The following is a 24,995-nucleotide window of genomic DNA, read 5'->3' on the forward strand; positions in this document are numbered from 1 at the left end:
GATAAAAGCGTTATCTGTATCCATGATTGAATCTAAAATAGAAAAATGATTTGTAGAGACTCAGAGAATCAATTTAAGCAAACTTTAAAGCGCATGGGAAGAAAAATCCCTTTGTAGGTTTACACCCAAGGTCTCAGAACTTTTCCACTGCATGGTCTGCAAATCGAGACTGTAGCTCCCTATGCCGGCTGCACGTTGCGATTTTTTGAAAAAAAGCTCTTTTTCGTTTGCTCTTTTCTTCGCCTGAACCAAATACAAAATCAAAAATAGCAGCCCTAAATAGAGAATCAGCCCAATAGTGGTAAAAAGTAAAGGGTACCCATCATCGTATTCGTTTTCAAACTCCGGTGTACTCCAAAAATCCAGATACCATGTTTGTCCGTACAGAGTCACTGTTTTTCGGATATGAAATTTCGGATGAAAGAAGGAGGGGTTAAACGAACGGTAAAGTAAATGTTCATCCGTGATTTTGTTGCTGTCATGGATTTCAAAATTAAGCGTAGCATCTTTTGAAACGATGTGTCGCATCAAATCGTTCATACGAAAAGCGCTGTCCACCAAACCGATAAACGCTTCGCGCCGGTTGGATTCTGAAAGAACATCATATCCTATCGCTTCATAATTACGTTTGTCCATCGGTTCGAGGTAAAGTACGGTAGCGTATATCTCTCCATGTTTATCGGATTTGATCGAAAACGAGGGGAAACCTTCATCACGCATCCGTCGGGTCAAATCTTCTGTCTCTTTCGATGCGACAACTTTGACCAAACCAATCCCCTGAATCCCGGGGTAATTACGATATAACTCCAGAGAACCGATAAAGTGCTTCCACTCATCACGGCTGACATACTTACTCGCTTGATAAAAAGCCGCGCCGCTGTGTAAAACGGTTTCATACTGAGATAAGCGTTTTTGGATGCGATCGGTATTTTCCAATACTTTAATTTCAAATCGGTGCTGAGCCGCAACCAGAAAATACTCTTTTGAAACCGACCAAATTCCAAACAACACGATAACGGCTATCAACACCGTAATCGTCGCGGTTGTAGGGTTCAAAGATAAAAAGATACGCAAATACCGATGTTTTAAATATCCCATTGAGCGGAAAGTATCCTTCAAAGCAGTGTTGTTCATCTCCCTTTTACACCTTACTTCTTAAGATGGATGTAAAAGACGATCAATGCCAGTGTAATTGTCAAGATATTGAATATATCGGGATATTCACCTAAAATCATAATAGAGCCTCTTATTTATAAAATGCGACCGTGCAATCTTGTTCGTAATAACGGCGTCGAAAAACACACCGTGCCCCGAGTTGATCCCCTAAGCATTGGATGTCAGAACTTGTGAGGTAGTTATAGGTTCTCGAATGCTTTTCCCCTTCTAAAAAGTTAAACACGATTCCCCGAAGAGACGCCTCGTAACACCGTTTTATAAATCGAAACGATTGCTCTTTGGTCAAAATATTGAGCGCACCGCTGCAAACATAATACTCTCCTTCCGGCAAATCGTCTTCGAGGATATCGCATCGAAGCGCCTTTTCTCCGGTGCGCCGTTTCGTTTCGTGCACCATGATACCCAGTGCGTCCAATCCGAGATAGCCGATGGGATCACTGCGGTGTTTGCGAAGATAGAGACAAAAATCACCGTATCCGCATCCCGCATCGACAACAGACGAAAGCGACTGAGGGAGAAGGCTGAGAATCTGGTGGAAGCGAACCTCCTGCGACGCCTTCGAATGCCAGCCCAGCCCTTGGGGGGTGAGACCGTTTTTGAAAACGGCTTTGTGATAAAATTGCTTGTTTAAATGCTGATGCATGTTTAAAACCTAGTGTGTTATATAAGGAACCGATCCCATGAAAGCCAAAAATTTAGCCAATATGTTTTACCAATGGGAAGGGGATATTTTGGTTTTGAATGTCTTGGGAACCCCCAGTGCCAAACGTGATGCCATCGGTAAAGTCAAAGGCAATCAGCTCAAAATCAGCGTCACCGAAGCTCCGGTAGCAGGACGTGCCACCGATCACATGGTTCGATTTTTGGCTAAAACGTTCGGCATATCCCCCTCGGACATCGACGTGGTCTACGGGCGAATGAACGTCAACAAACAATTGAGGATCAAAGCGCCGAAAAACTTGCCCTCTGTATTTTCTTAATTTTGCGATTTACAAAAGGGAGTTTACTTCGCCTCTCTTTTTTGCCGCTCTTCGAGGAGCATGGCATTTAACGTTTCAATAACCTTATGACTAGCGGCTTCAGCCTCTTTAAAATAGGTCATAACATTTTTTGACTCTTGCCCACAGGTGCCGGCGCTGACACATTTAACCGCCGAAATGATATTATCATGGACCAATTTATGCGGCGTTTCGAGGGTTCTGAAGCTTGGGGTTTGTCCAAATATTTCTGCACCCTTACCCCCTTCAGCCCATTTGCCTAAGCGGCAATGGTGATGATCGGCAAATTCATCATCTGCTTTGTTTGTGAATACACTTTTATACCCTTTGGCTTTAAAGAGCAAATGATCAAGTTTCACCAATACCATAAAGACGGAGTAGAGAACGTTTGTTGAATCGGTATCGATCTGTTCTGTACTATGCCCAAAGTCGGAGAGCGTCGAGCGGAATTGTTCAAGTTTTTGGGTAGAATCGGCAGAGATAGATTCCATCGTGCTCGAACGCTCATAAATTTCCATCGCGTTTTGTTTGAGACTTTGAACCGACATCGCTACTTCCGCCGTCGCTTTTTGGGTACGTTCGGCAAGCTTTCTCACTTCGTCGGCAACAACGGCAAACCCACGTCCGTGTTCCCCTGCCCGTGCCGCTTCGATAGCAGCGTTTAACGCCAATAGGTTGGTTTGATCGGAGATGTCTTTGATTAAATTAATGACTTGACCGATGGAGCCGACTCCATCATTAAGCTGACCTACCGAGCCGTAATTGTCGGTAATATTGCTAACCAACTGCTGCTGTATTTCAAGAATTTCACTAATTTCAGTATTGATTTCAATTGTATTGGAACGATTGCTTTTATTCAGTACTTCAATCTCTTCTAAATTACTCACGTTCTCCGCAAGATCTTTTTGTAAGTGGGATAAATCAGTTTGACAGGCATTCGTTAGGTTTTCCGTTAAATGTTGAATCAAATCAAACATCACGGCGTTATTGTTTAATCGTGAAATCTCTTCTTTTAGTTCTCTATTTTCTTCGTTTAAACGGTTATTGTCCGATATAAGCGACTCTATTTTTTTGTTTAAAGTGGTTTCGATCTCTTCACAGTGTCTTTTCTGATTTCCAAAAAACATTTATTCTCCTTATTATTGATCACGTACAATAAAAATTCACCTCCAATTGTTTGGCGGAAATGGAACTTCTAAACAGCTACCTTTTATTACAAATTATCCATAACATTCAACAACTCTTCCATTTTACCATCTACGGTTCCAACATATTGAGTCAAACTCATCATCTCATCCATATTATGGTTTAGCTCTTCACTGTTATCGTTAATCGCCTGAATAAGAACATTTATGGTTGCTGACGTTTCTGCCAAACTTTTTTGGGTGCGTTCAGCCAGTTTTCGAACTTCATCAGCAACAACGGCAAACCCTCGACCATGCTCCCCTGCCCGTGCCGCTTCAATAGCTGCATTCAGTGCCAAAAGGTTGGTTTGATCGGCAATATCGCCAATGGTGACTAAAATTTGCTTCGTCTCTTGAGCGTTTCCTGCGAGGGATTGAAGATTACCGGAGAGCTCATGTTCTTTATTGGCAACATTTTGAATACGATCTACGGTTGAGTTAATCATTCCGCTGAGTTCGACGAATTGATTGCTACGAAGATTCTCAACCGTATTTTTCAGCTGTTGGGTATTATTATTCAGAATTTCTTTGGCTTCATTATTTTGATGTTCCATCGATTGCAATGCGGCACCAAGATCGTTGATTTTTTCCAAAACTTGAGCCATTTTCCCCTCAACGTCCACTTTCGCACGGGTAGCAAATTGTCCTTCGCTCAACGATTCTAATACGCTGATGGCTTGATCGAGATTTTTTTCGGTCGCATCGAGCATCGCATTCATGGTTTTGCGGAGAAGATGTACATGCGGTGTTTTGGAATCACTTGCCACACGGCACATAAAATGACCCCGACGCACTTTGTCAGCAAGCAATACCATTTCTCCGGCTACTTTGGTGTCTTGCTCCAAAATCGCTTCATGTGTTTTGCCAAGATGGTTTAGCTTCTCTTCCATACTGTCTGGCAGCGCGGGGACATCTTCTAACTGGTTACGTTTAAACTGCATTAACTCTTCAAGCTCATTGAGTTGCCGAGAAACTATTTCATTACTTGAAGACGAGGCAAGGCTAACCCCGATAGCCGTACCGATTAAGGCCACAATAACCCCGATGCTCATCCACAGCGAATTTATGACAACCACTAAGCCAATTCCTATAATCCCTAATAACGATAAAACGATAATTTTTGTATTGTTTTTCATCTTTATCCTCTTTTATCGCATAGTTTTATAAAGTGCTTCGGCTTTTTGGACTTCCGCTTTGGAAGCTTTCCGTCGGCAGGACATATAGCCGTGATCGCTTTCACCGCACGCGATATTAGGATAAACGGTCGCAAATACCCAATAATACCCGCCGTTTTTGGTGGAATTTTTAACGTATCCTTTCCAGACCTTTCCACTTTTTACGGTGTCCCATAAATCTTTAAACGCCGCTTTTGGCATATCGGGGTGACGAACTATATTATGCGGTTTGCCGATCATCTCTTCGAGCGTATATCCGGCTATTTTGCAAAAATCCTCGTTGGCAAAAAGAATTTTTCCTTTTGAATCGGTCTGAGAGACCAAAAAATCGGTATCTTGAAGTTCATGTTCCATATTAATCCTTTAAGTTACATATAACTAAATAGGATATATATATATTTCCTTAAACACTCACTATTTCTATTCCCTAACCGGCCCAGCCGCCGCATAATTGTATTGACCTCCGGCTTTATTGTAACGTTTGAAATTTTCGATAAACATCCCCGAGAGTTTATGTGCCGTCTCATCGTATGCTGCTTTGTCTTCCCATGCGTTTCGCGGATTAAGCACCTCCGTATCGACGCCGTGAAGAGTTCTGGGGATCAGAAGACCAAAGGTAGGGAGAATATCAAAATCGTTCTCCAAAATCGATCCGTCCAATATCGCATTGACGCACGCACGGGTATTTTGGATGCTCATCCGTTTTCCGACGCCGTAGCTTCCGCCGCTCCATCCGGTATTGACGAGGTAGACTTTTACCCCGTGCTGATCGATCTTTTGCCCCAAAAGTTCGGCGTATACCGTCGGACTCAGAGGTAAAAACGCCTCTCCGAAACATGCGGAGAAGGTCGCGACAGGTTCGGTAATCCCCCGTTCGGTTCCCGCGACTTTGGCCGTATAGCCGCTGAGAAAATAGTACATTGCCTGCTCTTTGGTGAGCATACTTACCGGAGGGAGAACCCCAAACGCGTCGGCGGTGAGAAAAATGATCGTTTTAGGGTGTCCGCCGCACATCCCCTCTTGAAAATTCTCGATGTGATGGATCGGATAAGAGACGCGGGTGTTCTCGGTTTTGGAATCGTCGCTAAAATCGACAATACCGTGTTCATTGTATCCCACATTTTCTAAAATGGCGTTGGTTTTGATGGCGGCGTGGATTTCGGGTTCGCTTTTGGGATCAAGATTAATCACTTTCGCATAGCATCCCCCTTCGAAATTAAAAATCCCGTGTTCGTCCCATCCGTGTTCGTCGTCTCCGATTAGGGCGCGTTCGGGATCGGTGGAGAGAGTCGTTTTACCCGTACCGCTGAGACCGAAAAAAAGCGCCGTATCTCCGGCTTTGCCGATATTGGCACTGCAATGCATCGAGAGTTTGTTTTCCAGCGGGAGCCAATAGTTCATCAGGGTAAAGACCCCTTTTTTCAACTCTCCCGTGTACCACGTCCCGCCAATAATAGCGATTTTCTCTTCGATATTAAACACGATAAAGACGTCACTGTTCAGTCCGTGTTCTTTCCATTTGCGGTTCGTGATTCGGCTGGCACTGTAAAAGGTAAAATCGGGAGCAAAGCCGATCAAATCCTCAAAATCGGGTTCGATAAACATATTTTTGACAAAGTGCGACTGCCATGCGATTTCACTGATAAAACGGATGGAGCGGCGGCTGGGCTCACTCGCCCCCGCGTAAACATCGTTGACGAAGAGTTTTTTGCCGCCCAGATGCTCTTTGACCATCCCCAGTAAATCATCCCAGACGTGCTTAGTGAGAGGTTTATTTACTTCTCCCCACGCGATGTATTCGTTCGATGGGAACTGATCGACAAAGTATTTGTCTTTGGGGCTTCGTCCCGTAAAAATACCCGTATCGACCATTACCGCTCCGCTATGAGAGAGTTTCGCCCCCTCGTTGGCCAGCGCGTATTCGATCAACGAATCGTAATCGATGTTACGATGAATCGCGTCAATGTGGGTGAGTCCTAATTCTTCTGCTGTAAGCCATGACATACGATGATTTTCCTTTGTTTTTGGGGTTCGTCTACGATTTCGTGCGCTAGGGCAAGCGCTTTGTCGATATGATCGACAATATTCCATTCACCGATCTCTTCGGCCAATCCGGATTTACGGACATAATTGTGAACATTCTTATTGACCCCCGAGAGGATAAGTACCGAATGCTGCGCATGGAGTTGATGGGTCAGTGTCTCCAGGGCATGCAGACCCGCCGCGTCAATCATCGGGACATGCCGAAGCCGTAAAATAAAGACCTGCGGCGGCGGATCGAACAGCAAGAGGGTATCGACCAGTTTTTCGGCGATTCCGAAAAAGAGGGGTCCTTTGATCTCATAGACCTCGACCCCTTTGGGGATCACTTTTTTCGAGGTTGCGTCAGGGTCGTCGTTTTCATCATCGTCGTCATCGTAGGATCGGATCTCGACCGCTCCCATCATCGAATGGATAAACAAGATCGACGCCAACGCGATCCCCGCCTGTATCGCAACGTTCAAATCGACTAATACGGTCAGAGCGAAGGTAACCAACAAAACGGCACGATCCGCACGCGGTGCCTTCATGATCGAGCGGATGTGTTTGATCTCCGACATATTCCATGCCACTATGATCAAAATAGCGCTCAGTGCCGCAAGGGGGATTTTAACGATCAGAGGTGAGAGAAGGAGCATAAATCCAAAAAGCCACAGAGCGTGCATAATCCCCGAAATCGGAGAGACGGCGCCTGCTTTGATGTTGGTGGCCGTGCGGGCGATGGCACCGGTAGCCGGAAGCCCTCCGAAAACGGCAGAAGCGATATTGGCAACCCCCTGCCCCCATAGCTCGGTATTGGATTTGTGTTTCGTCCCCGCCATCCCATCGGCAACCACTGCCGAGAGAAGCGATTCGATGGCGGCAAGCAGAGCAATGGTCATCGCATCAGGAAACAAAAGGCGGATTTTTTCAAACGTTACCATAGGGATACTCGGACTGGGAAGCATGGAGGGGATAGCGCCAAAACGGCTCTCTATCGTCTCGATAGGGATATTGAACAGCCACACTGCCAATGCGGAGAGGGTGACGACCACAATCGGACCGGGGATTTTGGGATATTTTTTTGTCATCAGGACAATAATCCCGATAGAGATCAATGCGACAATGACCGAGTAAGGGTTGGTTTGATGGAGGTTTTGAACGTATAACACGAGTTTGTCGATAAAATCGGGAGGCATCGTCTGAATGGACAACCCGAAAAAATCTCGAAGCTGCGAAAAGAGGATCAGAAGCGCTATCCCTGAGGTAAAGCCGACGATCACGGGATAGGGGATAAATTTAATCAGCTCTCCGGCTCTTAAAAACGCCATCAGAATCAGAAGGATTCCAGCCATGATCGTGGCAATCACCAATCCCTCATAGCCATGTTTCATGGCAACCAGAGCGACCGTGACGATAAACGCGGCGGTCGGACCCCCGATCTGAAAACGGCTCCCCCCCATCAAGGAGATGAGCAATCCCGCCACAATCGCGGTGAACACTCCCCGCTCAGGAGGAAGATTAGAGGCAATGGCTATCGCCATCGCCAGCGGTAACGCGACAATGGCAACCGAAAGTCCCGAAAGAGCGTCTTTGATAAAGTCACTTTGATCGTAGCCGTTTTTACGGATATAGGTGATGAGCTTCGGTTCTAAAAGCTTATGTAAGCTCTGTTTCATGGATTCAACCCTGTTTGAGATTTGAAAGATTACAGCAGTTAATCTTAAAAATGAATTAGATTCAACTTAATAAATGTAGTTCATTTTATTGAAATAGTTTTATTTATGTGTTAAAATTACACCAAATAAACATAAGGTGACGGTAATGAAGAGTGCGATTATGGGTGAAGTTACCCGACTGAAAAAAGAGCTTTACCTCACGGCTGCCGCCAAATATTTCGATGAAACGGGATATAAAGAGTTCAAAATTACCGACCTCGCCAAAGAGCTTGAGACTTCCGTCGGAACGATTTACAACATGTTCGGTTCCAAAGAAGATTTGTATGTCGAGTATTTGATCCTAAAATTGGAACGGTTTTTAAAAAATTTGAACGATCATGAGTCCTCCGACCCGCGTGAAAATTTAAAACTCTATTTGAAGTATAAATACGAAATCTTTTTACGGATCGATCAGCACCGAAATCAGCCCATCACAAACGATCCCTATTTTTTTCACAAGCTCGATGTCTCTAACCATATCGTCGTTACCAATATCTATGACTTTTTAGTACGTCAGTTTAAACTCTTGCTCCCACTGGAGAATACCAATCACATGCACGTCGCCATTTTATTTAAAAAATTCTCGGACGGCTTTATCGAGAGCTATCTCTACCATGAATTTGAAACGTCCGGCATTATCGAGGAAACCATTCACTGGTTTTTTAACGGCGTTGGGCATAGCCCTATAGCCAACAATGCAGGCAAGTAAACTCGTGGAATCCTCTTTGGATATTTTGAGAGTTATAGATGAAACCCTACAGATGTTCACGCACAGAACTCTCTACCTACCCAAACATTAAGGATCCGCATGCATCTACACAGAGTCGTCGTTACCGGATACGGCATGATTACCGGTGTCGGGCATAACGCCCATGACACTTTCAGCGCCCTGCTTCAGGGCAAACCCGGCGTTGATAGAATCACGCTGTTTGACGCATCGAATGAAAAGGTACAAATCGCGTCGGAGGTCAAAGGGTTCGATCCCGATAGCGTTATGGAGAAAAAAGAGCAGAAAAAAGCGGACCGTTTTATTCAGCTGGGGCTTCATGCCGTAGCGGAGGCTATGGCGCATGCCGGTATCGAAGAAAATGCCATTGACAAGAATCGTTTCGGTGTTTCGGGCGCTTCGGGAATCGGCGGATTCCCCAATATCGAGAAAAATGTTATCGGCGGTCATGAAAAAGGCTCAAAAGGGGTCTCCCCTTTTTTTATCCCTTCCACCATTACCAACATGCTCAGCGGTTATATCTCCATCTACCATGCATTAAAAGGGCCTAATCTCTCCAGTACGACCGCATGCGCTGCCGGGGTACATGCCATCAATGAAGCCGCCAAAACAATCATGTTGGGAGGAGCGGACGCCATGGTCGTCGTCGGGGCGGAATCGTGTATTACGCCAACCGTAATCCGTGGATTTGCCAACATGAATGCCCTCTCGACTCGAAACGACAACCCTGCGCACGCTTCAAGACCGTTTGACGCAGCGCGGGACGGATTTGTTCTGGGTGAAGGGGCGGGAGCGATGATTTTAGAGAGCCTGGAATCGGCGCAAAAACGGGGAGCGGTTATATTCGGGGAAGTTTTAGGGTTCGGAGAGAGTGCCGACGGATCTCACATCACCACCCCTACGGAAAACCACGAAGGGGCATCGCGTGCCCTCAAAGCGGCTTTACACATGGCTGGAAACCCCGCCATCGATTATTTCAATGCGCACGGTACGAGTACTTACTACAATGACTTGTACGAGACTAAAATGCTAGAAGGGGTCTTTGACACCGTTCCTCCCATCAGCTCCATCAAAGGATCGATCGGACATACCCTGGGTGCGGCAGGAGTGATCGAAGCGGTCGTTTCCATCATGGCACTGAATGAAAATATTATGCCGCCAACCATTAATTTTGAATGTGCGTCGGAGGATATGCCGATCGATTTCATCCCCAATCTCCCGCGACGTAAAGAACTGCATACCGTAATGAGCGCGAATTACGGTTTCGGAGGAACGAACGGCGCTGTTATTTTCGGAAAAACCAAGCAATAAAACTTACAACAAAGGAATAGTATGAACCTCGAAACCCAACTCAAAGAACGTAGCCATGAACAATGCGAATTGTGCGGCTCCTCAGACAATCTGGCCCCCTACGGTGTTGCCCCCTCTGATGGATCAGCCAATCAGTCTCTCTATCTTTGCGATCATTGCCGAAATCAACTCGACACCCCTAGCGAACTTGATCGTGATCACTGGCGCTGTCTGAATGAAAGCATGTGGAGTACCGTTGCTGCGGTGCAAGTCATGGCGTACCGTATTCTAAATGCTTTGAGTGACCAAGATCGTCTTGAAATGCTCTATCTCGAAGACGATGTTTTACAATGGGCACAGGCTCAAGCGTTAAACGGATCCTCTTCTTCCTCAACCGATCGGGGAGTGAGCGTTCGAGATAGCAACGGAACAATTTTATCGGAAGGAGATTCGGTCACCCTTATTAAAGACCTTGAAGTCAAGGGAGGCGGATTCACTGCCAAACGCGGAACCATCGTCAAAAACATTCGCCTAACCGATGATCCCAAACTCATCGAAGGTAAAATCAACGGTTCGACGATCGTACTGGTCGCGGCATATATGAAAAAAGTTTAACCTTTTTTCTGATCTCATGAAAAATCGAATAGTCTTCCTAATTCTCGCCATAGGAATACTCTTATTCGGTTTATTCGTCTATTGTGCCGGTCTTTACTGGCTCGAATATTATTTTTCATGACCGAAACAAAACAGTCTCGACAGCTCAACTCTGCTTGGCACAAACTATTTTAAATTCAAGGGGAACCCATGCCCAAAATTCGACGCTATCGCCATACTCTTGTGGATGTAACACATAACCTAGGAAATGTACTTTGATATTGCACCTAAGCGAAACCGATGAAGATTTTGACGAAAGCGAGATGGTGGCGTCGTCTAAACGTCGTCCCGACGTCCAATTCCCGGAGGGGAGAACATTTGGAGAATGCATCGAAGATGAAAAACGTTCCATTCGGATGATCAACGGACGGTTCGTCCCCACCATACGGATAAAAGACAAACCGACGAGACTGAAACGTTCGGAAGCGCTTGATTATTACAAGAAAAAATTGCAGAAAGTTTGGGAAAACCTTCCACACGAAAAATACGACGGAGAAATTTCTGACAATACTCCCACAATCAGTAAAGAGGAATCATTATTATGACCATAGCCATACCCGTAAAAACATTGTCGATTAACCCAATCATCGCATCATTATTCGCAAATGCAAAATTTTTCGCTTATTCCCGTGACGGTGAATCAAGTATTGAAAAAATGGATGAAAAAGGGGGACATGATGTTGCCCGTACCCTTGTCGCCCATAATATTGACGTTTTAATCACCTCCCATTTGGGATTAAAGCCATTCGTATTGCTCAAAAGCTACGGAATACAAATTTATTTTGCAGGGGTAGAAGAATTAACTACTGCGGATCTGCTCAATCAATTTCATTCAGGAGCATTGTTGGAAGTGACACCCGAGAATTTTGGGACACTGTTAGATTAAATAGACAAAGAAAGCAACTGTTTTGATTTTAAACCATTTTGATTAAAACCACTTTCTCTATCTATCCTTCATTATAAACAGTTCCTTTTATAGTAACGATAAACAAGTGAGACTGTGAAAGAACCCTATAAATTTCAGACTGATTTAGCTTTTAAATCTGAAAAATCATATCTAAACCTATTGATTTGAAGAATTTGTACTAAAACAGCCCAAATCTCAATAGATACAGCAATATGCAATGCTATTTCAGCCTTTATGGCATCAATATTTTCATTGTTTTTCAATGCAGGGTGTCTACCTACATTTAGGGTTTTTTCACCATCCGTTTTAAAAGCTGCTTAATCTCTATGAAAAACAGCCTTTAATGTGAGTCTATGCCTCCAGTCGAATCTTTCCTGTCGCGTATTGGTGTACTAGTGACGATATGATTGTTTGGTAAGGTATACCTGTCTCTTGGGCTTTATTTTTAATAGTTGTTACATCGCCGAGACTGAGACGGATTGTAATATTTTTTGATTTGGACAAATACTCTTTAGCTGCCTTACGAGCCAATGCAATCTCTTCATCCGCATCGATGCTTTGAACCAATTTATCGTTCTCAAGAGCGTTTAAAATCGCCATCTCTTCTGCATCAAACATTGTTTTCTCCTTTATATATCTTTTTGGCTTTTCGGCTTGGGATGATAGTCTTTAAAAATATCCCTTCTTCATTGCGAACAAATGGGACAAGATAGACATAATCCAATGCCTCTATGACGTAGATCTTTTGTCCGGGATAGTTTTCCTGATCCGGATGATCATATGTGTCTAACACTTTCCCAGCATCTATAGCAGCTATGATCTCTTCAAAACCAATACCTCTGCTTTGTTTAAGAAGTTCATTTTTTTCTTTACCGTAGGTAATCAATACAAGCCTTTATAATATACATACAATGTATTATATATCGACAAAAGTAAATTGATGATAAATTTTTCTATACAATGCATATCATTGCAAATTATGACAGGAAAACATATGACGTATCTAAAAATACTCAATCATTCCCAGAAGAAAGAGTTTGAATCACCCCCATCCATTAGTGATGAAACACGAAAAGAACTATTTACACTGCATCATTCTATGCAGCTTCAGTTAGCATCGTTCGATAAGGATGTTAACAAACTGCACTTCATTGCAATGTACGGATATTTCAAAGTTTACCGTACTTTTTTTGATGCCGTATCATTTCCCAAAAGCGATATCGATTACATTGTAAATCAATACAATTTTCATCTAGATACACTAAAAATAGCGTTAAACACGCAAGTCCGCTACAAAAGAATCATCCGCGAACACTTTGGATTTCTCTCCCCTAATGAGAATCTTCGCAAGATATTAAAAGCCGAGGCCAGCCATCTCATTTCTAAACTCTCCAATCCAAAAGCACTTTTTTACGCTTTGGTCGAAATTTCTGTTTCCAACCGGTATGAAATCCCAACCTATACCTTTTTAGTCCGAATCATCACCGAGGCAATGAATTCCCATAAGCGGCATATATTCGATCAGCTCAAATCTTTATCCCATCATCAAGAACTTAGGGCTCTGGATCTATTTTTAGAAGACGATGAAGTCCATGCCGGTCGTTACAGCCTATCACGCTTCAAAAAACTATCCCATTCTCTCAAGCCTGCAAAAATAAAAGATACCGTCAACACCTTCACAACCGTCCGAAACATACATGCGGGACTCATAGAGATCATCGAAAAAATAGGACTCGATTTAAACGTCGCGAAGCACTACGCACTCTGGGTTGAAAAGAGCGATATGCATCAGATACTGCGCAAAGCCAAATATAAACAGCAATTCGATCTTATCTGTTTCGTGACGCATCAAACCTATATTCGGACCGATCAGCTTTGTGACATACTCGTTCAATCGGTACAAAGTGCAAAAACCTCCGCACTGCGAGAACATCAGAATGCCTATTTCTTGCAGCGTCAATCAAGGTCTAAAGTATCCGGCGAAATGGCTGGTCTACTCAAAAACAGTCTTATACCTAAAGTTTACTCGATCAAAAAGACCCTATCCTCAGATATTAATGCCGATCAAAAGCTCCAAATAATTCAAAAAGAGATCGATGCAATGATCGCCGATGAGCAGGAAAATAAAGCGTTTTTGGAAGAGCATGATGAGCTGAGTGATAATACAGGTTATCATACAATCCTTGAAGAGCGCTCCCGTAAGCTGCAGAACCGGGTTTCCGATATTATCAAGGCATTGGAATTCGATGAAAAAGAGTCCGATAAATCCCTTCTCAAGGCAATCGCGTTTTTTAAAATAACTGGCGGTAACATCACCGCTAAAATCCCCATGGAGTTTTTATCCGAAGAGGAAAAAGAATCTCTCAACTCTAATAACACTGAGGAGCCGTTTCGGATATCACTCTATAAGATGTTTCTCTTTATTACCATCAGCGATGCCATTAAATCAGGGACTCTCAACCTTAAACACTCCTACCGCTACAGGGCGTTCAATAATTATTTGATCGATTCCACAGAATACGCCAATACCAAAGAAATACAGCTTGAACGGCATAAGCTGATGGCAATCAAAGACTTCGATGCAGTGCTAGAAGAGCTTCGAGGTTCACTCAGTTCAACCTATCGAAAGACTAGCACCAATATTACGAAAGGGAGAAACGAATACTTCCATTTAAAAGCGGATGGCTCATTTATCGTAACTACTCCAAAGCTGGAAAAAAGCGATGAGATTGAAGGGCTCCATGCCTATCTTCCTAAAGAGAAGTTCATTCCGCTGATCGAGGTGTTGCGTCTCATTGACCGGCATGCACTATTCAGTGCAAAATTTCATCACCATTCCCATACGAAAAGCTATAAAGCACCCAAACACAATGCCCTTTATGCGTCAATCATTGGATACGGATGCAATATCAGCATTGCCAAGATGGCAAAGATATCCAAGGGGATAACAATGGGTGACATAGATCATATCCGCACATGGTATCTAAGCAACGACATGCTTCAAGAAGCCAATGACGCGATAATTGAATTGACTGAAACGCTTGGCATCCCCAAGTTGTTCCGGAACAATCAAGAGCGTAATCACACGGCCAGTGACGGTCAAAAATTCAACACATCAGTTGAATCTCTGAACTCAGGGCATTCGTTCAAATACTTCGGCTTAGGGCGAGGAGTAAGCCGATATACGTTCTCCGATGAATCCGGTCGGTTATTCTATACGACGGTAATCAATGCCAATGAGCGTGAAGCAGCGTACGTTATCGATGGACTGATGCACCAGGAGGTAGTACAAAGCGATATCCACTCAACCGACACATTTGGATACAGCGAGGTGGTGTTCGCACTCACACATCTGCTGAAATTGGTCTTTGCACCACGGATCAAAAACTTTAAAGAGCAGCAGCTTTATGCGTTTGAACCTAGAAAACTCTACAAAGAGTATGGGTACGTTTTACTGCCGGTAAAACAGATCAATACTGCTGTTATTGAAGAGCAATGGGATCAAATTCTTCGAATGGTCATTACCATCAAAGAGCGAAGGACAACGGTGACACAACTGCTTAAGCGTCTTACCTCCTATTCACGCAAACACAAGCTTTATCAGGCACTGCGGGAATTCGGTCGTATCATCAAAACACGTTTTTTGCTCAACTACATCGACGATGTTGTCTTCCGTCAGCAAATTGAGAAGCAGCTCAATAAAGTGGAAAGCGCAAACAAATTTTCTAAAGCGGTTTTTTTTGGAAACAGCGGTGAATATTTTTATGCCACAAAAGAGGAACAGGATATTGCCAGCAATGCACTGCGTCTGATTCAAAACTCGATTATCTGCTGGAACTATCTCTATGTTTCAAACCTTCTTGCTAAAGAAAAAGATGAGGAAACCAGAGATAAAATTATCAATACACTGAAGAACGGATCAATAGTACACTGGCAGCACATTAACTTTTATGGGGAATATGATTTTACAGAACGACAAATTGAAGGTGATGAATTCGATATTGACGCTATAAAGCGTTTTTCAATAGAAAAGTACTTGCAGAAAGAAGAAAAGAGCTTGTAGGGCAAATATGAGCTATTTTAAGCTAACTTTAAAACGGATGGTGAAAAAACCCTAAATGTAGGTAGACACCCGAGTATATGAGAGCCGTACTTCCGGATCCTTCGTATGTTATTTCCAGTACCTGTACCAATGGAAGTTATACGAATAAGAAAATGCCCGATGTCGATATGTGGAAATTCACGACATACGCACTCAAGGCGATTGGAATTAATAAGAGCGGACGGCATATCATTCGACGCGGATATGCCACCAAAGAGCTCGCCGATGGAAAAGAATTGGCGATTGTGGCGATGGAGCTTGGACACACGTCGACGAATACGACTTTTAGTGCCTATGTGAAGAATAATCCTGAACTTATGATGAGACAAAAGATCAAGTAAAAGTAATTAGACCTTCTGAAAATAGCGGGTTTCCCCGTTTACCTTGGCACTGAACCCATCAGAAGCGATATTGATCTGATGCATCATCAAATCAAAGTGTTTGGATGGGTTTTTATAGACTTTCATCGCTATGCTATGGTTAAAGTGGACACTGTAATCAGCATGAAGTGTGTCAGCGGATTGCGGATGAATAAAATGTGCTTTTGCATTTGTTAAGAAATGGAGTATAAATCCCGTTTTAGAACATTGAAACTGCTGATTTCGTAATTCAGAATCGATTCGTAGTGAAAGGTTTTCTTGAGTAACGGCAGAGCGTTCGAATTGGATAATTTCTTCGCTCATCAATGGTGTCGTACCCAATAAGCCGGTAGTAATCAGAGCGGTGGCTAAAAATCGTTTGGATTTATCGTGATATTTATACATTCATTGCACTCCTGATATAAGGTCACTTAAACAAGAGGTATTGTATATGTGAATGATGAATGGTTGTTAACAATGTAAAAAAGAGCTTGAACTTAATTTCAAATATACTATACTTTTCTTGAGTTATGAGATATAAAAAGGATTTGTATGACAGAACGAACCAAACAACTACTTGTAATGGCGAGTGATCAGGCATCTGCGTCATTTGGTGAACGCCAATTATTTGATATATTAAAAGTACTTCGTTCTTTGGATCGGGATGAAATCCGTTATAGATTTGAATCTAAAGAGATTTGTGACCTTGTTGAGTTTGTGCTATTTGAGGAAACTCTCAATTAATATTTGCGTGGATCATGAAGTTTCGTAACGGCAGTCTCTGGACTCCATTTTGGTATTAATAAATAAACACTTTTTTCAAAGCCTCTAGCGTAAGCCCTTTATCTATAGTAACCATTCCATTGACAATGGTTTTAATCATTTTTTGATCTACTTCTTGTTCTAAATGAGTTATAAAACTTTCAAAATGTTCCATCATTTTACCGGTCATTTGAATCCTTTCATCACCGGTTAAAAGCAAGGATAATTTTAAAATGTCTTGACGATGTTTTTTCCATTTATTATCATTTCTTCTTCTGAGATCGAAAAATGCGGACATTTTTAGCATAATAGTTGCCTGGGTATTGGTACAAGGTGCAATTACTGACATGCTTACATTGTTTTTGATCATCTCAAAATATTCCGGATCCAGCATGATCGCTGATAATGAATAGAGACCAACTTCTGGATCAATAGGGATAATCCGTTGATTTTCATCCAAATTAAGATCGTTTTCATTAGAAGCAAAAAGTTCTATCTCTTTTGCAAATCCTTCTGTCTCAGGTTTAACGAATCGGTAATAGTGATACTGATCTTTGTCCCCTTTTTGTATTTCGTATTTACCCTCTTGGACGTATTGCTTGATTCTTTGCGACATTTCAACTGAAGATGTAGTTAACAATACAAGATCAATATCATGAGTAGCTTTACCGTGACCATTACCTAAACCTTCATCAAGGAGCATAACCGTTGCAAAGCCCCCTACAACGACGTACATATCCTCTAAATCTTTGCAATATTGCTGGAAATGACTTAACCCTCTGTAATCAGTTTCTTTCATCTTGGTTACCTTCAAATTTTTTCATAATCTCTTGTTCAAGTAGTTCGAGTGCGTATTGAGTACGTTCATCATTTTCTTTTCGTAAAGTTCGCAAAACATAGAGTGGATTAACGTTGTCGTCTACTGCAAAAATAGATGGGTCACGATCCCACACTTCTATACGAAATTGAGCGTTTTCTTTTTCACTTTCATTGAGTTGGGAAAAGTGGCGCATTCGCATCTTTGAACTCATTGCTCTTGTCGGTATACGCTCATCCATTAAGGTAGAAAACACTGATAATGCAGAATATCCACTATTCATTATAGGGTGATCGAGCATAGGAGAATCAGAATAAAAAACATATTTGATTGGTGATATTCCTTCTTCTTTCAAGCGATCATAGACATCTTCAGGTGAATTGAAAACAATGTGTTTACTACGCCCTTGTTTTTCTATTCGCACATATTCAAATGTTTCCAAAATAGACAAAGCAGCTGATGTCGCACGGATATCTCTGTCAATCATGGAAGCAATTTGTGAAATCATAAAACCCGATTGTATGTTTTTATTCAAATAACCGATTAGGATCATATCAGCATCGGGAGTGAGTGACTGGAAATTTTTACGCGGTATCGGCAGTAATTTTTCTGATTTCATTTGCATTAGTGCAAACGGCATATAAACATATTTATCTATGATGACGAAAGATTGGCGTTTTTCAATTAAACGATTGATATTTCTGCTTCCTAAAGAGTCAAAAACCAATACGACGTAGCAAGGGCAATTTTCCTCAATTTTACGTACAGCGTTATAGTGAATTCGCAAATCGGTAGTTGTATCTTTAACATGAGCAAATACAACTCCGAAACCACTAACACTACAGCTCCATAGATCATATCCAGCTTGAATATATAAGGGCAAACTCATAGTGAGTTCTTTTTCTTGTATGCCATAGCCAGTTGTGGTTTCTATGTAATGGAATAGTGCATCTTTATACTTCATAAACTTATATTAGCATAAAATAGGTATTATTTACAATAATATGTAAATATTGAATAATTAATGTAAATTAAAGGCTAATAAGATGAATTGAAATAGATACTAGAGTTTAAATTTGGTTAACCTAAGATAAATTATATTGAATATTTAATGCAATCAATGATAATTTTGGAATAAAATTGATTCCAAAATCTATATAATCATTACTGTAATTGACTGTTTTTTATTCTCAAATCTTCGCCCGTCGTGCAACCCCGATAAGCTTTTCATGGGGGAAATTATAAAAGCTGACAAAGTTCGGCGACAGGTCTTTAATCATTGCAAATATTTTCCATAAGAAGCTGTCGGAAACGATCTCTTCGTCCCCGTAAAAAATAGAGCGTTCATTGATGTTCCGCTCCCGCAAGAGTTTTTCGACATTGAGTTTTTCCATGTATCCTGAATGTATGACCAAAAGATCGAGTGCCTCACCCAATGGGGAAAGTTTGCTAAAAATTCCGTGAGGTTCATATGTCGTTTTAATGATGACGATAAGATTATAATCGTAAATAATCCCATTTTGGAACATTGTTTTACCTATGTAGGCGGGGATAGCATCTGTATTACGGGCAAAAAACAGAGCGGTACCGCTTACATGCTGACCATGTCTGTAACGCGTAGAATATTCCTCCAAAAAAGCATCTTTATCAATCGGAACCAAAGCAGCATAAAGCCGTTTTTGCCCTTGGGTATAAAGAATAATGATAAAAAGGGGAACAGAAGCAATAATCAAAGACCAATAGCCGCCGTGCGGAATTTTCATCCAACTAGAGACAAAAAAACTCATGCTCATTAGCCCTGTGAAAATTGCTAACCCCATTTTAAGATACTCTTTTTTAACCATGAAAATCATACTCATTAAAATACCGGTAATGCTCATCGCCCCCGCAACCGAGAGCCCGTATGCGGCGGCTAATTTAGCCGATTCGCCGAAATCAAAAAGGATCGCGATGACACAGACAAATAAGAACCAGTTGACTGAGCCGACATAAATTTGGCTGCGAAGCTCATCGGAGGTGTAATCGACACTGAAATGGGGGAAAATACGGGTCGTCATCGCCTGATAGAGGACGGAAAAAACACCGCTGATCATCGCTTGAGACGCAATAACGGTTGCGAAAATAGCTAAAATAACCAATGAAATATAGAGCGTTGGGCCAAAATCATGAAACATCTCAAAGAATGGACTTTTTAGTGCATCAGGATGGGATAGGAGAAATGCACCTTGCCCGAAATAACACAAAATTAATGCCACAGAAGCAAAAACCCACCCTTTTAGAATGGGAAGACGACCCAAATGCCCCATATCGGCGTACAACGCTTCACCTCCCGTTGCGCATAACAAGACATCGGCTAAAACCACAAACGCAATATACGGGTGCTGAACAACAAACTCTACCGCATAAAAGGGTGAGAGGGCATGGAGAACTTCAGGATTTTGTAGTACGTTATACCCCCCGACAATGCCAAGGGCGAAAAACCAGATCACCATAATCGGCCCAAACGCACTGGCAACCTTTTCGACCCCATGTTTCTGAACGGCAAAGAGGGCAAATGCAATTCCTGCGGCGATGAGGAGCAATACGTATTTCGGGGTACTCTCATGTCCCGGGATCAACATAATCCCCTCGACGGCACTGAGAATACTGATCGCAGGGGTAATAACCCCATCCCCGATCATCAGCGAGATACCGAGAAATCCCAATGCGGTGACGAGGGCAGCCAAACGGGCTCCCTTAAGATAAGGGAGCAAAATTTGCACCAGCACAACCGTCCCCCCTTCGCCCCGTTTTGAAAGACTGGTCGCTAACCACGCGTATTGAACAGTAACGAGCATCGTGAGGGTCCATACGATCATGGAGAGGATCTGAAAAATAGTCTCTTTGGTGGGTTGTACAAGAAGCAAGATTACGGCGAAAGTATAGATCGGACTGGTGCCAATGTCGCCGTAAACGACACCGAGTGACTTAATCACCATCATTTCATTTATAATACGTTCTTTTAATGTCATATATTTCCTTACATTTTAAGACTATACTTAACTTTATTCATAGTATATACTTTTGAACTAGGGTACTCTTAATGAACTTAAATGTAAATGATTGGGCAACCTGGCGCTATCCTCCCTTAAAGGAAAAAAACCTTTTGTAGTTTTACACCCTTTCATAGATTCTCTTTGTTGTTTAGCTTGTACTTTTAATTGTTCTATTATTTATTTTTGGGGTAGGAAATGTTGGAGGCAATCTCCAACAGTGCGTTTAAAAACTTCTCACCTATAAGTCGAAACCCTTCTTGCTTATTGCTGATAAGCAGCGGCATGAACTCCTCTAAATCAAACTCAATTTTATTTCCTCGTAATTCCATGGCTATGACCCTTTTTGTCTCATCATAGGTAACATTGGAATTTACAGAAAATATTTTACGCTAACTTTTTAATCTACAATGCTCTTAACTTCGTGTTCTAAAATAGAGATAAAGTGGTGCACCAAGGATGACTAATCCAAGTCCTGTAAGTGACTCTAGCGGGCGTGAATATATAGAATTCGCAACTATCACAATGCAGCATAGAAAGAATAATAGAGGTACGACTGGGTATCCATAGGTAATCTGTAATTTTCCTATCATTTTAAGACGTATAACTGCTATAGCGCCCAAAGCATAAAATATGAATGCTGCAAAAACAAGCATATCTGTCAGTTGATCAAATGTACCACTTATAATAAGCAAACATGCCCAAATCATTTGCCCGATTAAAGAAATATACGGTGTTCTAAAGCGTTTATGAACATGTGAAAAAGGCTTAAAAAAATATCCCTCTTTCGACATTTGATAATAAACTCTCGCCGCAGACATGGTGCTCGCCTGTGTTGCACCAAATGTCGACACCATAATTAAAATAGAAATAAGAGTAATACCTATCGAACCCATGGTAATTTTTGCAACTTCAATGGCGGCGATACTTCCATGCTGTGTACTTAAATGAGCAAAATCAGCTGGTGTTAGTACTTGTAAATAAGCATAATTTACCAGTAAATAGAGGCACATCGTTAATGCTGTTCCTACAATAATGGCTATTGGAATATTTTTGGTTGGATTTTTAAATTCACTGGCCATATTGGTAATATTAACCCATCCGTCATATGCCCAAAATGCTCCAAGCATAGCCGTAAAAAAAGCGCTTATTTGTACCAGTTCACTTGTTTGACTTGGTTTAAAAGTATGAATCACAACAGTTGCATGAGTACTATTTTCTGAATAGCTCAATCCCATGAATATAAGCAGTAATATACCAAGAACTTTTGCACTCGTGACAATGTTGCTTAACCATCCTCCTCCTTTTACCCCCCGAATATTAAAAATAGTTAGGAAAATTAATGTCGAAACGGCAATAAGCTTAATAGAAGCGTTTTGAAAAGGAAAAATTATTCCAAAAATATTATAAGAGCTATATGCTTCCAGCAGTGGAGGAACTCCGCAAAGATTACCAAGTGATTCAGCAAAAACATATGCAATAGATGCAATTGAAGCTGTACTAATAACAGCAAAAAAACTCCATCCGTAGATAAAACCAAAAAAAACGCCGAATACGTTTTTAAAGTATTGAAACTGTCCTCCAGCCTCCTTGGTTGTCGTTGCCAAAGAAGCAAAACTAAAAGCTCCAAGTATGGTAATCAGCCCTGCTACCACCCATGCCCAAAGGATTAATGATCCATTTGCAAGATTTACTGACATTGGAGCTATTTTTTTAAATACACCTGATCCTATCATACTTCCTGCTACCAATAGTATTGCGGTACCAAGACCTAAAACATGGAGTAAAGCTGGCTCTTTTGTGTTATCCATATATTTTGATTCCTAATGGTTTGTATTTAGATTGTAACTAAGATGATGTAAAATTCTCGAAAGCCCTCATTTTAGGTGTATGTCCATCAACTATATCACAAGTATACTCCAAAGGAATTTGTTTTAAAGTTTCTTTATAACCGCTCAACTTGTCCTATACTCGCATTTCCGTTCAGCAAAAAACATATTTATCATAAAATTGTAATGAAAGCAAAAAATGTTAATATGCCGCCTAAAATCTGAAATGGTGTTAATAGAAAAAATATTTTAATATTAACCAAATGAGGAAAAATGACTAATATACCTTTGATGATAGTTGTAATTTCTGGAGTTGTTTTACTTGCTCCATTTATTGCACAGACTTTCTGGGTGCCTTTGGCTGTCGTTGAAATTCTCCTAGGATGTGGTGTTGGTTACTCGGGTATTATAGAGGGTAATACTTATATGCCTATCATTGCTAAAACGGGCTTTTTGTTTCTGATGTTTCTTGCTGGTATGGAAGTCAATCTTAAAGCTTTCCTCACCATGCAATCATCATTATTTAAACGGGCAATCGGTTATTTCATTATCCTTTATTCTCTTTCAGCCTTAATCGTCTGGATCCTACATCTTTCTGTTGTTTATCTTGTAGCCTTTCCAATAGTTTCGCTAGGAATGATTATGGCTCTTGTTAAGGAACTAGGAAAAGAAGAAGAATGGCTGAAACTTGCTTTGATTATTGGAATTTTAGGTGAACTTATCAGCATTGCTGCATTGACACTACTAAGTGGTATCTTGGAATATGGGTTCACAGAAAACTTTTTCCGAGCAATAGGGACATTAATCCTTTTTTTGATTGGAACAATACTGATATTTCGAGGTGCGAAGATTTTATTTTGGTGGTACCCTAACCTCAAAAAAACGATTGTGCCTGAAAGTGACACTCGTGATAAGGATGTTCGTCTCTCGATGGCTTTCTTCTTTACTATGGTCGGAATGATGATATATCTTGGTCTTGATATGGTGCTTGGGGCATTTATTGCTGGTATGTTCATTGCAAATTTCTTTGAATATAAAACAGAACTACCGCATAAGCTTTCATCATTAGGATTTGGATTCCTAATCCCGATATTCTTTATTTATGTTGGGTCAACCGTTAATTTAAAAGCACTATTTTCCCCTTCTGTATTGCTTTTATCACTTCAAATCGTTGGGGTTATTGTTACACTTCGTGTAATAAGTTCTATGATCTATTTAAGTAGACTCAGACTGAAAAATACACTTTTATTTGCACTTGGAGATTCGATGCCACTTACCTTTCTATTGGCCGTAGCAACTATTGGTAAAGATGCCAATGCAATTAGTTCAACTGAGTATTATGCTTTAATTATTTCTGGTATGATAGCTTCTATATCCATGATGACAATTATTAAAACAGTTTCATACTTCAATGGATCTAAAACATCTAATCATGAGTTTTGATAAAATTAACATAGGCGTAAAGTGCACGTATTCTATAATACTTCGATAAATTTAGAAGAGGTTTTATGACAACTTCTTCCAAATTTAGATACACAAAAGTTTAAGTGCTTGTATATACAATTATTTACTAAACACATGTAGAATATCTGCTATCTTTTTAATAAGCGATAGGAATTTTTGCCATGAATGGACATAATATCACACCTAAAAGATTTTTAGCTTCTGCGTTACTTACAACCGGACTGTTAGGGGGTATTCCGTTACTTGCTGATCAGATAGCTTTAACAGAAAACTTTCCAGCAGCACAGGAGCAGATATCACCACAAATTGATTCACATCTTTGTAATAAACAATTTCAATGCAGTAAAACAGGCCTTGTAATCCAGTTTTTACCAAATGATAAAGCACTCTTTATGCATCCTGTTACTTTTCAGACTCTTAATGCTGATTATACTGTCCATTTTAATCGTCATATTGCTATTAATGTTTATGAAAACCCATCTAAAAATTTCGATTTAATGATGAAAAATGTATTAATTCATCCAGAAGGTTTTGTTGCGAGTATTAATCGAGAAGATCGATACTTTCAAAATATCTAAAAACAACAGGGCTTTTTATAGAAAGCCGTACAATTGGCTATTTCTCAACAAAGAGGGTAAAAGTTCCATGGTTCTTAGAAATAGCTTAATTTGTGTTTCTAGCACTCTCTTGTCGGGTAAGAACACCACTTCGCGGCGGCATCCTCCCCTAAGAACCGTGCGTGCGACTTTCACCGCACACGGCTCAAGCACCGATGACTAAGA

Annotated in this window: 27 protein-coding genes; 11 read left to right on the forward strand and 16 right to left on the reverse strand. The window is 41.3% G+C overall.

The window, feature by feature from the left end; genetic code table 11:
• Nucleotides 1–84 precede the first annotated feature (84 nt).
• The gene (locus tag PHC76_RS11425) at nucleotides 85–1,134 is read right to left on the reverse strand and encodes a CHASE domain-containing protein (protein WP_300210081.1); all 1,050 of its coding nucleotides are present in this window, start codon (nucleotides 1,132–1,134) and stop codon (nucleotides 85–87) included.
• Nucleotides 1,135–1,246: 112 nt separating this feature from the next.
• A complete protein-coding gene (locus PHC76_RS11430; RefSeq protein ID WP_299893605.1) occupies nucleotides 1,247–1,819 on the reverse strand; it encodes a class I SAM-dependent methyltransferase in 573 nt (190 codons plus the stop codon).
• A gap of 37 nt (nucleotides 1,820–1,856) precedes the next feature.
• On the opposite strand from PHC76_RS11430, the gene PHC76_RS11435 reads away from it, so the two are divergent.
• Nucleotides 1,857–2,156: a DUF167 family protein gene (locus PHC76_RS11435; RefSeq protein ID WP_299893607.1), complete on the forward strand. Its 300-nt coding sequence runs from the start codon at nucleotides 1,857–1,859 to the stop codon at nucleotides 2,154–2,156.
• 23 nt (nucleotides 2,157–2,179) lie between these two features.
• On the opposite strand, the gene PHC76_RS11440 is transcribed toward PHC76_RS11435, so the two are convergent.
• From PHC76_RS11440 to PHC76_RS11460, 5 genes are all read right to left on the reverse strand, one after another.
• Nucleotides 2,180–3,301, reverse strand: coding sequence for a methyl-accepting chemotaxis protein (locus tag PHC76_RS11440; protein WP_299893609.1), 1,122 nt, complete (start codon nucleotides 3,299–3,301; stop codon nucleotides 2,180–2,182).
• Nucleotides 3,302–3,387: 86 nt separating this feature from the next.
• Nucleotides 3,388–4,494 carry a methyl-accepting chemotaxis protein gene (locus PHC76_RS14935; RefSeq protein ID WP_366141264.1) on the reverse strand — a complete coding sequence of 369 codons (1,107 nt, stop codon included), beginning with the start codon at nucleotides 4,492–4,494 and terminating at the stop codon, nucleotides 3,388–3,390.
• Nucleotides 4,495–4,506: 12 nt separating this feature from the next.
• Nucleotides 4,507–4,887 (reverse strand): PAS domain-containing protein, encoded by a 381-nt coding sequence (locus tag PHC76_RS11450; protein WP_299893611.1) that lies wholly within the window; start codon nucleotides 4,885–4,887, stop codon nucleotides 4,507–4,509.
• Nucleotides 4,888–4,953: 66 nt separating this feature from the next.
• Nucleotides 4,954–6,537: a phosphoenolpyruvate carboxykinase (ATP) gene (gene pckA, locus PHC76_RS11455; RefSeq protein WP_299893613.1), complete on the reverse strand. Its 1,584-nt coding sequence runs from the start codon at nucleotides 6,535–6,537 to the stop codon at nucleotides 4,954–4,956.
• A complete protein-coding gene (locus PHC76_RS11460; RefSeq protein ID WP_300210085.1) occupies nucleotides 6,510–8,231 on the reverse strand; it encodes a SulP family inorganic anion transporter in 1,722 nt (573 codons plus the stop codon). The genes pckA and PHC76_RS11460 overlap by 28 nt, the downstream gene beginning before the upstream one ends.
• Nucleotides 8,232–8,376: 145 nt before the next feature.
• On the opposite strand from PHC76_RS11460, the gene PHC76_RS11465 reads away from it, so the two are divergent.
• The 5 genes from PHC76_RS11465 (at nucleotide 8,377) to PHC76_RS11485 (ending at nucleotide 11,827) form a co-directional block, all read left to right on the forward strand.
• Nucleotides 8,377–8,979, forward strand: coding sequence for a TetR/AcrR family transcriptional regulator (locus PHC76_RS11465; protein ID WP_299893617.1), 603 nt, complete (start codon nucleotides 8,377–8,379; stop codon nucleotides 8,977–8,979).
• Between the two features lie 99 nt (nucleotides 8,980–9,078).
• The gene (gene fabF / locus PHC76_RS11470) at nucleotides 9,079–10,308 is read left to right on the forward strand and encodes a beta-ketoacyl-ACP synthase II (protein WP_299893619.1); all 1,230 of its coding nucleotides are present in this window, start codon (nucleotides 9,079–9,081) and stop codon (nucleotides 10,306–10,308) included.
• A 21-nt stretch (nucleotides 10,309–10,329) separates the two neighbouring features.
• Nucleotides 10,330–10,902: an alkylphosphonate utilization protein gene (locus PHC76_RS11475; RefSeq protein WP_299893621.1), complete on the forward strand. Its 573-nt coding sequence runs from the start codon at nucleotides 10,330–10,332 to the stop codon at nucleotides 10,900–10,902.
• Between the two features lie 254 nt (nucleotides 10,903–11,156).
• The gene (locus tag PHC76_RS11480) at nucleotides 11,157–11,486 is read left to right on the forward strand and encodes a hypothetical protein (RefSeq protein WP_299893622.1); all 330 of its coding nucleotides are present in this window, start codon (nucleotides 11,157–11,159) and stop codon (nucleotides 11,484–11,486) included.
• Nucleotides 11,483–11,827 (forward strand): NifB/NifX family molybdenum-iron cluster-binding protein, encoded by a 345-nt coding sequence (locus PHC76_RS11485; RefSeq protein WP_299893624.1) that lies wholly within the window; start codon nucleotides 11,483–11,485, stop codon nucleotides 11,825–11,827. Before PHC76_RS11480 ends, PHC76_RS11485 begins: the two co-directional genes overlap by 4 nt.
• Before the next feature lie 134 nt (nucleotides 11,828–11,961).
• Here PHC76_RS11485 and PHC76_RS11490 read toward each other — a convergent pair whose 3' ends face one another.
• The 3 genes from PHC76_RS11490 to PHC76_RS11500 all read right to left on the reverse strand — a co-directional run bounded on the left by PHC76_RS11490 (nucleotide 11,962) and on the right by PHC76_RS11500 (nucleotide 12,734).
• Nucleotides 11,962–12,111 (reverse strand): hypothetical protein, encoded by a 150-nt coding sequence (locus PHC76_RS11490; RefSeq protein WP_299893626.1) that lies wholly within the window; start codon nucleotides 12,109–12,111, stop codon nucleotides 11,962–11,964.
• Between the two features lie 88 nt (nucleotides 12,112–12,199).
• A complete protein-coding gene (locus PHC76_RS11495) occupies nucleotides 12,200–12,466 on the reverse strand; it encodes a hypothetical protein (RefSeq protein WP_299893628.1) in 267 nt (88 codons plus the stop codon).
• A complete protein-coding gene (locus tag PHC76_RS11500; protein WP_299893629.1) occupies nucleotides 12,459–12,734 on the reverse strand; it encodes a toxin in 276 nt (91 codons plus the stop codon). The genes PHC76_RS11495 and PHC76_RS11500 overlap by 8 nt, the downstream gene beginning before the upstream one ends.
• 108 nt (nucleotides 12,735–12,842) lie before the next feature.
• Between PHC76_RS11500 and PHC76_RS11505 the strand changes: the two genes are divergently transcribed.
• Together PHC76_RS11505 and PHC76_RS11510 are read left to right on the forward strand one after the other, a co-directional pair.
• The gene (locus PHC76_RS11505) at nucleotides 12,843–15,911 is read left to right on the forward strand and encodes a Tn3 family transposase (RefSeq protein ID WP_300210090.1); all 3,069 of its coding nucleotides are present in this window, start codon (nucleotides 12,843–12,845) and stop codon (nucleotides 15,909–15,911) included.
• Between the two features lie 77 nt (nucleotides 15,912–15,988).
• On the forward strand, nucleotides 15,989–16,291 hold the full coding sequence (locus PHC76_RS11510) for a hypothetical protein (protein WP_299893489.1): 303 nt from the start codon (nucleotides 15,989–15,991) through the stop codon (nucleotides 16,289–16,291).
• A 6-nt stretch (nucleotides 16,292–16,297) separates the two neighbouring features.
• Here the strand turns inward: PHC76_RS11510 and PHC76_RS11515 are convergent, their stop codons facing one another.
• The gene (locus PHC76_RS11515) at nucleotides 16,298–16,714 is read right to left on the reverse strand and encodes a hypothetical protein (protein WP_299893490.1); all 417 of its coding nucleotides are present in this window, start codon (nucleotides 16,712–16,714) and stop codon (nucleotides 16,298–16,300) included.
• 147 nt (nucleotides 16,715–16,861) lie between these two features.
• On the opposite strand from PHC76_RS11515, the gene PHC76_RS11520 reads away from it, so the two are divergent.
• Entirely contained in the window at nucleotides 16,862–17,053 is a 192-nt protein-coding gene (locus PHC76_RS11520; protein WP_299893491.1) for a hypothetical protein, read from the forward strand.
• A 55-nt stretch (nucleotides 17,054–17,108) separates the two neighbouring features.
• On the opposite strand, the gene PHC76_RS11525 is transcribed toward PHC76_RS11520, so the two are convergent.
• The 5 genes from PHC76_RS11525 to PHC76_RS11545 all read right to left on the reverse strand — a co-directional run bounded on the left by PHC76_RS11525 (nucleotide 17,109) and on the right by PHC76_RS11545 (nucleotide 22,731).
• Complete coding sequence (locus PHC76_RS11525) at nucleotides 17,109–17,870, reverse strand: hypothetical protein (RefSeq protein ID WP_299893492.1); 762 nt, start codon at nucleotides 17,868–17,870, stop codon at nucleotides 17,109–17,111.
• The gene (locus PHC76_RS11530) at nucleotides 17,857–18,852 is read right to left on the reverse strand and encodes a hypothetical protein (protein ID WP_299893493.1); all 996 of its coding nucleotides are present in this window, start codon (nucleotides 18,850–18,852) and stop codon (nucleotides 17,857–17,859) included. Before PHC76_RS11530 ends, PHC76_RS11525 begins: the two co-directional genes overlap by 14 nt.
• 226 nt (nucleotides 18,853–19,078) lie before the next feature.
• Nucleotides 19,079–20,899 (reverse strand): KUP/HAK/KT family potassium transporter, encoded by a 1,821-nt coding sequence (locus PHC76_RS11535; protein WP_300210094.1) that lies wholly within the window; start codon nucleotides 20,897–20,899, stop codon nucleotides 19,079–19,081.
• A 197-nt stretch (nucleotides 20,900–21,096) separates the two neighbouring features.
• On the reverse strand, nucleotides 21,097–21,252 hold the full coding sequence (locus PHC76_RS11540) for a hypothetical protein (protein WP_300210095.1): 156 nt from the start codon (nucleotides 21,250–21,252) through the stop codon (nucleotides 21,097–21,099).
• A gap of 84 nt (nucleotides 21,253–21,336) precedes the next feature.
• On the reverse strand, nucleotides 21,337–22,731 hold the full coding sequence (locus tag PHC76_RS11545) for an amino acid permease (RefSeq protein ID WP_300210097.1): 1,395 nt from the start codon (nucleotides 22,729–22,731) through the stop codon (nucleotides 21,337–21,339).
• A gap of 291 nt (nucleotides 22,732–23,022) precedes the next feature.
• Between PHC76_RS11545 and PHC76_RS11550 the strand changes: the two genes are divergently transcribed.
• Together PHC76_RS11550 and PHC76_RS11555 are read left to right on the forward strand one after the other, a co-directional pair.
• On the forward strand, nucleotides 23,023–24,192 hold the full coding sequence (locus tag PHC76_RS11550; RefSeq protein WP_300210099.1) for a cation:proton antiporter: 1,170 nt from the start codon (nucleotides 23,023–23,025) through the stop codon (nucleotides 24,190–24,192).
• Between the two features lie 182 nt (nucleotides 24,193–24,374).
• Nucleotides 24,375–24,791 carry a hypothetical protein gene (locus PHC76_RS11555; protein ID WP_300210102.1) on the forward strand — a complete coding sequence of 139 codons (417 nt, stop codon included), beginning with the start codon at nucleotides 24,375–24,377 and terminating at the stop codon, nucleotides 24,789–24,791.
• The last annotated feature ends 204 nt before the right edge of the window (nucleotides 24,792–24,995 follow it).

Source organism: Sulfuricurvum sp., assembly GCF_028710345.1.
GTDB lineage: Bacteria > Campylobacterota > Campylobacteria > Campylobacterales > Sulfurimonadaceae > Sulfuricurvum.